This is a genomic window from Serratia sp. JSRIV002 (assembly GCF_019968725.1).
Classification (GTDB): Bacteria; Pseudomonadota; Gammaproteobacteria; order Enterobacterales; family Enterobacteriaceae; genus Chania; species Chania fonticola_B.
In genome coordinates this window covers 4291829-4302933 of record NZ_CP074143.1, presented here as the reverse complement: position 1 = coordinate 4302933, position 11105 = coordinate 4291829, and the positions used below count along the sequence as shown (strand labels likewise).

Here is an 11105-nt window from a genome sequence, read left to right as displayed (position 1 = left end):
ACGGAATGAGCCAGCAACGAGATAAAACACCGGCCCGGCGGCGCTTCCTGCGGGATGCTGCGCGCAGCGTGGCCGGGTTGGCAGGGATAGGCGTACTGCTGGGGTTGCAACAAAAGCAGTCTCAGGCACGTGATGGCCTGGCCCTGCGGCCGCCGGGAGCACTGGCCGAAGGGGCGTTTGATAGCGCCTGCATTCGCTGCGGTCAGTGTGTGCAAGCCTGCCCGTACCAGACGCTGAAACTGGCGACGCTGCTGTCGCCGAGAGCGGCGGGAACGCCGTACTTTGTGGCGCGGGATATCCCTTGCGAGATGTGTGAAGACATCCCGTGTGTGGTGGCCTGCCCGAGCGGTGCGCTGGATCCGAACCTGACGGATATCGATCAGGCGCGGATGGGGCTGGCGGTGTTGCTGGATCATGAAAACTGTCTGAATTGGCAAGGGCTGCGTTGCGATGTGTGTTACCGGGTTTGCCCGCAGATCGACAAGGCCATCACCTTGGATCTGCAACACAACGAGCGTACCGGCAAGCACGCCATGTTTCTGCCGACGGTTCACAGCCAGGATTGTACCGGCTGTGGCAAGTGTGAGCAGGCTTGTGTACTTGAGCAGGCGGCGATCAAGGTGTTACCGATGGAACTGGCGCGTGGCCAATTGGGTGAACACTATCGCTGGGGCTGGCAGGAAAAGCAGCGTGCAGGGCATTCACTGGTGCCGGAAGGCCTCACATTGCCGGCACGCGGCGTAAAGGGAGGTGAATGATGGCTAATCCAGTCGCTGAAGCCGGGCGTGATGCCCGTCTGCGCCATGGCTGGTTGCGCAGCAACCGCTTCCTGATCCTGCGCCGTTGCAGCCAACTGTTGATCTTGTTGATGTTTCTCTCCGGGCCGCTGTGGGGCATCTGGATCCTGCGTGGCAACTACAGCGCCAGCCTATTGGCGGAGACGGTACCGTTAACGGATCCGTTGATGATGCTGCAAAGCCTGTTGGCCGGGCATTGGCCAGCTTGGTTGGTGTGGGTAGGCGCGGTAGTGGTGCTGATCTACGGCCTGATCGGTAATCGGGTGTTTTGCGGCTGGGTTTGCCCGGTCAACCCGGTGACCGATCTAGCGGCCTGGCTGCGGCGCAAGTTAGGTTTGCGTCAATCGGCCAGCCTGCCTCGTTCCCTGCGCTATGGCATCTTGCTTGTCGTACTGGTTGGCAGTGCCGTGAGTGGTACGCTGATCTGGGAATGGATTAATCCGGTGGCCCTGATGGGGCGCGGGCTGATCCATGGCAGCAGCGGGGAAGGGGTATTAGCCTGGCTGAAAGGGCTGGGTGCCGCATTTGGTGCTGGCATCTGGCTGATTGTGGCGCTGTTCCTGTTCGACCTGCTGGTGGTCGAACACGGCTGGTGTGGCCATCTTTGCCCAATGGGAGCGCTGTATGGCGCCATTGGTAGCCAGGGTGTGGTGCAGATCAGCGCGGAGCATCGTGATAACTGTACCCGCTGCATGGATTGTTTTCATGTTTGCCCAGAACCGCAGATCCTGCGTGAGCCGTTATTAGTTAAAAAAGGCACACCACGGGTTGCCAGTGATGCCTGTATTGCCTGCGGACGTTGTATCGACGTTTGTGCAGAAAACGTATTCGAAATTAAGAGCAAATTTCATTATTCGGGAGCCAAAAAATGACCAGCAATGTCCTGAAAAAGCAGCTTTCCCTGTGGGGCGCGCTGTTAACACTGGTAGTTGCCAGTGCCGCGTTTGCCGCCAGTGATGTCGATCTCAAGCAATCGCCAGAGGTTTCCGGCACGGCTGAAGGGCAGATCAAAATGCCCAAGCAGCAGGAAAAGATGGCGCTAAACTATGTCAACCAGCCGCCGATGATCCCGCACAGCGTCGACGGCTACCAGATTAGCAAAAACACTAACCGCTGCTTGCAGTGCCACGGCGTGGAGCACTATCGCACCACCGGCGCACCGCGTATCAGCCCGACACACTTTATGGACAGCGATGGCAAGGTGCTGGGGGAAGTTGCTCCACGCCGTTATTTCTGTCTGCAATGCCACGTACCACAAACCGATGCGGCACCAATCATCGGCAATGATTTCAAGCCTATGCAGGGCTTTGGGCACTAAGCGGGGGAGCTATGGCCGAACGTAAGAACGAAACATCCGAGAAAAAGGCCGGACCGATCCGTCGTCTATGGCGCTGGTGGCGCAGGCCGAGCAGGCTGGCCCTGGGGACTTTGCTGCTGTTGGGCTTTGTCGCCGGGATCGTTTTCTGGGGCGGTTTCAACACCGGTATGGAAGCGGCCAACACCGAAAAATTCTGTATCAGCTGCCACGAGATGCGTGAAAACGTCTACGAAGAGTATATGGAGACGGTGCACTACAACAACCGTAGTGGCGTACGTGCCACCTGCCCGGACTGCCACGTCCCGCATGAGTGGGGGCCAAAGATGCTACGTAAGCTGAAGGCCAGTAAAGAACTTTACGCCAAGGTGTTTGGCATTATCGACACGCCGCAGAAGTTCGAAGAGCATCGTCTGACCATGGCCAGCAACGAATGGGCGCGTATGAAAGCCAATAACTCGCAGGAGTGCCGTAACTGCCACAACTTCGAGTATATGGATTTCACCGCGCAGAAAACCGTGGCGGCCAAGATGCATGACAAAGCCATCACCGAAGGCAAAACCTGTATCGATTGCCATAAAGGGATCGCACATAAACTGCCGGACATGCACGGAGTCCCTACCGGATTCTAACTCTGGTAGATATCAACCCCGCAGCGCTGCAAGGCCTGCGGGGTTTTTTTTCAATATGATGAGGTGTCGGATTATTCGCTACCCCGCCCTTCCGTGATCAAATGATGAGTGTTTGTTTCAGAGTCAGCACAACAGGACTGGATATCATTATTTACCCCAATTACATATATTATTTTTATCCAAGTAGGTGCTTGGGTTGGAAAACCAAACGACACACTGACTGAAGAGGATTGATAATATGGACGCTCATGAGTTTATTACTGATGCACGTATGCATGGTTGGGATAAAGAGGATAAGAGTAGCATTTATTCGATGCTGAGTTTTGAAGTTAATCCCAATGTGACAGATGCCGATAAAAAAATAAAAGTTGGTATCTATTTGTTTAATGCCAGCTTTGATTCCGTAGCCGTCAGGGAGGCTATCGGCAATGAGAATTTTTCGGGATTTGCTAGCGGCTTTTATAACTGTTTTAATCAAGCGGCCTTAAATAGCGTCAGTACGGGGTATGCTCAAGTCGGTGGTGATACCGTCGGAGAGGTATTGGCACGGCAGCAGGAACTGATCGCTGCATATCAGGATATGATCGATAAAGGGATCTTGACGCCCAATTCAATGATGTTACCCGCTAATGGAGGGCAATTTACCAGTGCATGGCTCGGTGTTGATTTCTATGATGACGAGGGTAACGTGACCAGTGGAACAAGTTTCCAGTTGGATGCCATTCCTAAACCGTAAATAAGCCAGGTTATTCTCAGGTTTTACAGCTGTCTTTTTGATAAAAACCTTTTGTTGTGAAATGAGAGGTTTTTATCTCATTGGTATATTTCAGCTGTGTGGCATTGGCTAGCCACTGTAATATCATCTCGCTGAAATTTTAGTCGCCCCAAGCCCCCATTTCTGTTCAGCCTGCGGTTTTTTGTTGCAAATCCGCCGTGGCTGCGCTTTGCTAGTGGCCAAAGGTTGCGGTGCGTTGGCTTACGGAAGAAGAGAATATGTCGTCAAAAATAGAAAATATCAGAAAGCAGCTGTTATCGGACAACTGGTACGTATTGAATAAATACACCTTTGAGTTAAAACGTAAAAACGGCGGAACCATCGAACAGGTGCGCGAGGTCTATGACCGCGGTAACGGGGCGACCATTTTGCTGTATAACCGGGCCAAGGGCACCGTGGTGCTGACCAACCAATTCCGTATGCCAACCTACGTCAACGGCAATGCCACAGGCATGTTGTTGGAAGCCTGCGCTGGGCTGCTGGATGACGATCAGCCCGAACAGTGCGCTCGCCGTGAAGCGGTAGAAGAAACCGGTTTTCAGGTTTCGAAGGTGCAAAAGATCTTTGAGGCCTACATGTCACCGGGCGGCGTGACGGAAATACTCCACTTCTTTATTGCTGAGTACCAGGATAACGAACGCCAAACCAGCGGGGGTGGCATTGAGGATGAAGATATTGAAGTGGTGGAATTGCCCTTTGGTGAGGCAATCGCGATGATCGCCGACGGCCGCATCAAGGATGGTAAAACCATCATGCTGTTGCAGTACTTGCAGATCCACCGGGTGATGGAGTAGTTTCCCTCACCCCAACCCTCTCCCACAGGGAGAGGGAGCTGTTAGCCCCAGCTCTTTTGCAGGTAAATAGATAATCTCAGCAAACTCGAGCGACCCCCAATCCAATGCGTATCGCCGGATTTTCGAGCCACGTAAGGGATTAGGAAGAAGAAAGATAGGGTATTACACAGAGTAATCAACGAACTCGATCGGTCCCCTCTCCCTGTGGGCTGAGTGATCCCCAGTAATATGGTCAGCATCCCATGACCATATTACTGTACTCATTCCCTAACTTTTTCAGCATATTAACTATATTCATCCGTCTCACTATTCCCGCTCTGTCTCTCAGGACCTCACCAGCAAGCCTCAGATACGACAGGATCCGTCTCCCTTTCTCACTATTTGCCTGATAATGCCGATGAAGTTGTTTCTTTTCCGCCATATACCCCGTCAGCCACATCACCAGGCTGGCCATCGCTGCCACTACACTCAGAACCGCCAGGCGACCCCAGCCCTGGCTGCGGCTTAGTCTCAGCCCATATCCGAAGCGCGGACTTTTTTCGTCGCGGAAGTTCTGCTCTATCTGCATCCGACGACTGTAGAGGGTCATTATCTGATGAGGCTCCAGGCCTTCAACATTACTGAACAGCAACCACGGTTCCTGAGCGCTACTTCGATGCTCTTTCTCCGTTTTTGACCGTCTGCCTTTTCCGTGACGTCCCGCCGATGGGCGCTTTTGCAGATAAAAGCTACCGTAACAAGGCTCCCTCGGCTTACGAGCAAGTACACCGTAACCGACTTTTATGGGAGTGCTCTCCGCCTGCAAGTCACTGATTTTCATCCAGCGGGTGCTTCCTTCCAACTGGAAGCAGACGAGCCCTCTGACCCTGCCCGTAAAACACCAGCCCAGTTGGCTTATGTGCCTGAACCAGTCAGTTCTGAAGCCCGCATCCGTGATTATTGTGACGGGTTTTCCGTCGGGAATGGCCCCGTGGAGACGGTCAAGGAAGGCGCACTGAACCTGGCTGTTTTGTGCCAGCCAGGCGGGCACCACTTCGCTCATCAGAGGGAGGGAACGGCCATTACAGACTAGGCTTGCTCGCAACAGATGCCAGTTTTTGTCATGCCATCCGCTCCAGTCGACAGCAATAACGCAGAACGGCATCAGTGAGGTGATAGACCGCGTAATCATCTGTTGAATAAGGGGAAGCTCGTGATGAATAGCGGTATTACCGAGGGCCCGATCGACACGTTTAATTTTATTTTTGACGTGAGCTCTGCCTGGAAGCGAACGGCCGAGACTGGTTAGCGTCAAGTCAGCGCCGTTGCAAAGTGCAATGGCCATAGAGATAAGTACATTGATCCGAAAGGAATGAATACCACGTAAAGACGCGGAGAAAAATTTCTGGCAAACTGTTTGTAAAGGCACGATGAGGTCTCTTCTGTTTTGTTAGCGCAACCAGTAGATCACACTTCATCGTGCCTTTCATTTTTTTGTGGGGATTCCTCAGCCCTGTGGGAGCTGTTAGCCCCAGCTCTTTTGTAGGTAAATAGATAATCTCAGCAAACTCGAGCGACCCCCAATCCGATGCGTATCGCCGAATTTTCGAGCCACGTAAGGGATTAGGAAGAAGAAAGATAGGGTATTACACAGAGTAATCAACGAACTCGATCTATCCCCTCTCCCTGTGGGAGCTGTTAGCCCCAGCTCTTTTGTAGGTAAATAGATAATCTCAGCAAACTCGAGCGATCCCCAATCCAATGCGTATCGCCGAATTTTCGAGCCACGTAAGAGATTAGGAAGAAGAAAGATAGGGTATTACACAGAGTAATCAACGAACTCGATCGGTCCCCTCTCCCTGTGGGAGCTGTTAGCCCCAGCTCTTTTGTAGGTAAATAGATAATCTCAGCAAACTCGAGCGATCCCCAATCCAATGCGTATCGCCGAATTTTCGAGCCACGTAAGGGATTAGGAAGAAGAAAGATAGGGTATTACACAGAGTAATCAACGAACTCGATCGGTCCCCTCTCCCTGTGGGAGCTGTTAGCCCCGGCTCTTTTGTAGGTAAATAGATAATCTCAGCAAACTCGAGCGATCCCCAATCCAATGCGTATCGCCGAATTTTCGAGCCACGTAAGGGATTAGGAAGAAGAAAGATAGGGTATTACACAGAGTAATCAACGAACTCGATCGGTCCCCTCTCCCTGTGGGAGCTGTTAGCCCCGGCTCTTTTGTAGGTAAATAGATAATCTCAGCAAACTCGAGCGATCCCCAATCCAATGCGTATCGCCGAATTTTCGAGCTACGTAAGGGATTAGGAAGAAGAAAGATAGGGTATTACACAGAGTAATCAACGAACTCGATCGGTCCCCTCTCCCTGTGGGAGAGGGTTAGGGTGAGGGGCAATTGCTTTGCCGATCTCACTTTTCTATCATCGTCTTACAGCTGTGCGATCAGCATGTCTTCCAGCTTCTGCTGGTCGACGGCGAACAGGCGAATGCCTTCGGCCAACTTCTCAACCGCCATGGCATCCTGGTTATGCAGCCAGCGGAACTCCGCCTCGGCCAGTGGTGCTGGCTGATAAAACCCTTCGGTAGACGGCGTCAGTTTACGTTCGATAGGCTGATTGCTTTGCTTCAACTCTTCCAACAGGTTTGGCGCAATGGTCAAACGGTCACAACCCGCCAACGCCAGGATCTGCTCAACCTTACGGAAGCTGGCGCCCATGATCACGGTCTGATAGCGGTGCTGTTTATAGTATTCATAAATGGTACGAACGGACTTCACGCCCGGATCCTGCTCGGCATCGTAATCGGTCATCGGCTGTCTGGCCTGATACCAGTCGTAGATACGGCCAACGAACGGCGAAATCAGATAGACACCGGCTTCGGCACAGGCACGGGCCTGAGCAAAGGAGAACAGTAGCGTCAGGTTGGTGTTGATGCCTTCTTTTTCCAGCTCTTCGGCCGCCTTGATCCCTTCCCAGGTGGCTGCCAGCTTGATCAGAATGCGGGATTTATCGATCCCCTGGTTTTGATACATGCCGATCAGCTTGCGTGCTTTAGCCACGCACATACCGCGATCGAAGGATAGACGGGCATCCACTTCGGTGGAGATTCGCCCTGGTACGCTTTTTAGAATTTCGACCCCAATATTCACCGCCAGTCTGTCACTGGCGTTAATCAGTTGGGTTTCTTTGCTGCCGCCTTGCTGGCGGGCGTACTCCAGCGCTTCGGTGATCAGTGACTTATACTGCGGCAGCGCCGCGGCCTTGAGGATCAACGAAGGGTTGGTGGTGGCATCCTGCGGTTCGAACTGGCGGATGGATTCGATATCACCGCTGTCGGCAACAACCACGGTCAACTGTTTGAGTGCGTCTAACTGGTTCATTTATAAGCTCCTTGCCCAAAGTCATAACAGTAAATGAGAACGTATTTCATTATGGTTAACACCATGCATCATATGGCTGATGAATGAAATACGCTTTTTCTGATTGTTGCGATGGATAGAAACAATGGGGGCAGAAATACCACATGGGCCCCCCAAGCCGTGACCCTCTGTCGACGTTGGTTCAGCGTTGGCCAACAACCTGTTCGTAATAGCCGATCCTTGCCACCTTAGGCGCCGATCCCCCTCCTTCAAATTCAGAGCTCAACCAGGCTTCGACGATCGATTTTGCCAGTTCCGGGCCAATGACGCGTGCGCCAAGCGTGATGATTTGTGCATCGTTGCTTTTACGTGCGCGCTGTGCCGAATAGGTATCATGGCACTGTGCTGCGCGGATCCCCGGGACCTTGTTGGCCACAATGCTCATGCCAATACCGGTGCCACACAGCAAAATGCCACGTTGGTGTTTCCCATCCTTAATGCCTTGCGCCACCTGAAAGGCGATATCGGGATAGCCGATGGGGGGCGTATCGCTTCCCGGTGAGTAGTCGGTAACCTGAATATCGCGCTGTTGCAGAAACGCAACGATCACATTCTTCAGTTCAATGGCGGCATCATCGGCGCCAATCGCAATAGGCTGCATAACACATCTCCTGTTGATCAAGGGTAAGGCTGACGATCCCCGCTGGCGCGTCATGGCGAATACCATAACCATGATTTATCAAATGTTCAATTGATGTTCATTTGTTTTTATTTTGACTAAGGGATTATGGCCGATAAAGGTGATGAATATCACGAATAAATCGACTTTATGGCCTGTTAGGTGACTTTAAGGGGGCTTCTTGAGCAGGATCACAATTTCAAAGGTTGGTGGTGGGCAAACATGTTGAGAGTATGTAGTGTTTATTTGTTCTTTGTGTGTACTTATGATCATAAAAATAAACCCTACCCGAGGATAGAACTATGTGTCAGAACTGCGTAACAGCGGCAACCATGGCCGAAGGCATTCCTGAAACCATGAAAGCGGTGGTGGCTTATGCCCCGCAGGATTACCGCCTGGAGCTTGTGGAGGTACCGAAAATTGGCCCGCACGAGATCCTGGTGAAAGTTGAAGCCTGCGGCATCTGCGCCGGCGATGTTAAAGCGTTTGAAGGAGCGGCCAGTTTTTGGGGAGATGAAAAACAGCCGGCTTACATCAAAGCGCCGATGATCCCAGGCCACGAATTTATCGGCCACGTGGTGGGCTATGGGGAGGGCGTTGAAGGATTCAAGTTGGGCGATCGGGTGATTTCAGAACAGATCGTTCCCTGCTGGCAATGCCGTTTCTGTAACCGGGGCCAGTATTGGATGTGTGAGAAACACGATCTGTACGGCTTCCAGAATAACGTTAATGGCGGCATGGCGGAATACATGAAGTTCACCAAAGAGGCCATCAACTATCACGTTCCTGCGGATATGCCGATAGAAGACGCCATTCTGATCGAGCCCTATGCCTGTTCTTTCCATGCGGTACAGCGCGCCAACATCAAGCTGGGGGACGTGGTAGTGCTGGCCGGGGCCGGAACGCTGGGCTTGGGGATGATCGGTGCGATTAAAAAATCCGGTCCATCGAAGCTGGTGGTGCTCGACCTGTCAGACGAACGCCTGGCGCTGGCGAAAGAATTTGGTGCTGACGTTGTGCTGAACCCACTGCGCGATGATGTGATGGCGATCGTTAAGGACATGACCGAAGGCTACGGCTGCGATATCTACATTGAAGCCACCGGCGCCCAGCAATCTGTCGAACAGGGGCTGATGCTGATCCGTAAGTTGGGCACCTTTGTCGAGTTCTCGGTATTTAAAGATCCGGTGACCGTCGATTGGAGCATTATCAGCGATCGTAAGGAGCTGGATGTGCTGGGATCGCACCTGGGCCCTTATTGTTATCCGTTGGTGATTGAAGGGATACGCAATGGCGATCTGCCCACCAAAGGCGTCGTCACCCAAACGTTGCCGCTCGAACAGTTTGCTGAAGGCTTCGCCATGATGAAACGGGGCATCGGCTCAATCAAAGTGGTGCTCAACCCAAATCTGTAATGCCTGCATCATTCTTCGGGTGCGGGCTAGCCTGCACCTCCACAATTCAATGTGCTGGGGTGTTTTATGCTGAATGGACTGATTCATCGCATTGGTCTGTCACCAAAATTAATGCTCGGTTATGCCGGTGTGTTGGTCTTTATGATGGGGGAGGGGCTGGAACAAGGCTGGCTTTCACCTTATTTGATCGGCAAAGGCTTAACCATTCAGGAATCTGCGCTGCTGTTTAGCGTTTACGGTTTTGCTGCGGCAATCTCCGCCTGGTTTTCCGGCGTTTTGGCAGAAATCTTTACCGCTCGCCGCGTCATGCTGGCTGGATTGTTGTTGTTCCTGCTGGGCTCAGTGTGTTTTCTGGTGTGGGGATTACCCAGTAACAACCTGTCGGTGATGATACCGACCTATGCGCTGCGCGGGCTGGGCTATCCCCTGTTTGCCTATGGTTTTCTGGTATGGGTCGCCTATGAGGCTCCGCCGGAAAGGCTGGGTTCCGCCGTGGGGATTTTCTGGTTTGTCTATAGCGGTGGGTTGAGCGTACTGGGCGTGCTCTATTCCAGCATCATGCTGCCGTTCCTGGGGGAAATTCACACCTTATGGAGCGCATTAATCTTTGTGGTGCTCGGGGCGATGATCGCACTGATGCTTAACCGCACTCCTGGCCATAGCGACGTGGGGGACAGGCAAAAAGCCTCCCTCAGCTATGTGCTAAAGGGGATCACCATTGCGTTTGAGAACCCGAAAATCGGCCTGGGTGGCATTGTCCGCACCATCAATACCTCTGCGGCGTATGGCTTCGTGGTGTTTATGCCGATGTACATGATGGATATCGGGTTTAGCCGCACTGACTGGCTACAGATGTATGCGGCACTGTGGACGGTGAACATTATCTTCAACCTGATCTTTGGGGTGATCAGCGACGGCTTGGGCTGGCGTAACGTCGTCATGTGGTTCGGTTGCGTCGGCTGCGCTATCACCACGCTGATGTTCTATTACGTGCCTTACTTCCTCGGTCCCAATTATCTGCTGACCGTCGTGGCCGCCGGGCTATTCGGTGCTTGCCTGGCGGCCTTCGTGCCTCTTTCGGCCATTATGCCAACGTTGGCCCCGGAGAATAAAGGTGCCGCCATGTCGATCCTGAATCTTGGCGCGGGGTTGAGCACTTTCGTTGGCCCGGCAGTGGTAGGGTTATTTATCGGCAGCTTGGGGAGCAGCGGGGTGATTTGGATTTTCACCGGCCTGTATTTGTTCAGCGGCGTCTTGATGAAATATGTCACCTTGCCTAAAGCCGTGCCTGCCGCCGTGGAAGAAAATCATCACAGCTTGGCGTAACTAACCGTTTGAGGGAGTTTTCT

Annotated in this window: 11 protein-coding genes; 8 read left to right on the top strand and 3 right to left on the bottom strand. The window is 52.7% G+C overall.

Annotation, left to right across the window (positions count from 1 at the left end):
* The first annotated feature begins 5 nt into the window (after positions 1-5).
* The 6 genes from napG to nudK all read left to right on the top strand — a co-directional run bounded on the left by napG (position 6) and on the right by nudK (position 4313).
* Entirely contained in the window at positions 6-758 is a 753-nt protein-coding gene (gene napG, locus KGP26_RS20260) for a ferredoxin-type protein NapG (protein WP_021807091.1), read from the top strand.
* Complete coding sequence (napH, locus tag KGP26_RS20255) at positions 758-1669, top strand: quinol dehydrogenase ferredoxin subunit NapH (RefSeq protein ID WP_059201466.1); 912 nt, start codon at positions 758-760, stop codon at positions 1667-1669. The genes napG and napH overlap by 1 nt, the downstream gene beginning before the upstream one ends.
* A complete protein-coding gene (napB, locus tag KGP26_RS20250) occupies positions 1666-2115 on the top strand; it encodes a nitrate reductase cytochrome c-type subunit (protein WP_021178725.1) in 450 nt (149 codons plus the stop codon). The genes napH and napB overlap by 4 nt, the downstream gene beginning before the upstream one ends.
* Positions 2116-2126: 11 nt before the next feature.
* Positions 2127-2744 carry a cytochrome c-type protein NapC gene (gene napC, locus KGP26_RS20245; RefSeq protein ID WP_024484507.1) on the top strand — a complete coding sequence of 206 codons (618 nt, stop codon included), beginning with the start codon at positions 2127-2129 and terminating at the stop codon, positions 2742-2744.
* Between the two features lie 238 nt (positions 2745-2982).
* Positions 2983-3480, top strand: a complete 498-nt coding sequence (locus KGP26_RS20240) for a hypothetical protein (RefSeq protein ID WP_094982732.1) — start codon at positions 2983-2985, stop codon at positions 3478-3480.
* 257 nt (positions 3481-3737) lie between these two features.
* On the top strand, positions 3738-4313 hold the full coding sequence (gene nudK, locus KGP26_RS20235; protein ID WP_037376378.1) for a GDP-mannose pyrophosphatase NudK: 576 nt from the start codon (positions 3738-3740) through the stop codon (positions 4311-4313).
* Positions 4314-4545: 232 nt separating this feature from the next.
* On the opposite strand, the gene KGP26_RS20230 is transcribed toward nudK, so the two are convergent.
* From KGP26_RS20230 to rpiB, 3 genes are all read right to left on the bottom strand, one after another.
* On the bottom strand, positions 4546-5721 hold the full coding sequence (locus KGP26_RS20230; RefSeq protein ID WP_223664515.1) for an IS4 family transposase: 1176 nt from the start codon (positions 5719-5721) through the stop codon (positions 4546-4548).
* A gap of 1011 nt (positions 5722-6732) precedes the next feature.
* Positions 6733-7683, bottom strand: coding sequence for a transaldolase (tal, locus tag KGP26_RS20225; RefSeq protein ID WP_024484505.1), 951 nt, complete (start codon positions 7681-7683; stop codon positions 6733-6735).
* A gap of 181 nt (positions 7684-7864) precedes the next feature.
* On the bottom strand, positions 7865-8323 hold the full coding sequence (gene rpiB / locus KGP26_RS20220; RefSeq protein ID WP_021178721.1) for a ribose 5-phosphate isomerase B: 459 nt from the start codon (positions 8321-8323) through the stop codon (positions 7865-7867).
* Between the two features lie 320 nt (positions 8324-8643).
* Here rpiB and KGP26_RS20215 point away from each other — a divergent pair, with 320 nt between their 5' ends.
* Together KGP26_RS20215 and KGP26_RS20210 are read left to right on the top strand one after the other, a co-directional pair.
* A complete protein-coding gene (locus KGP26_RS20215; RefSeq protein ID WP_021807087.1) occupies positions 8644-9756 on the top strand; it encodes an alcohol dehydrogenase catalytic domain-containing protein in 1113 nt (370 codons plus the stop codon).
* A 66-nt stretch (positions 9757-9822) separates the two neighbouring features.
* On the top strand, positions 9823-11082 hold the full coding sequence (locus tag KGP26_RS20210) for an MFS transporter (protein WP_021178719.1): 1260 nt from the start codon (positions 9823-9825) through the stop codon (positions 11080-11082).
* The last annotated feature ends 23 nt before the right edge of the window (positions 11083-11105 follow it).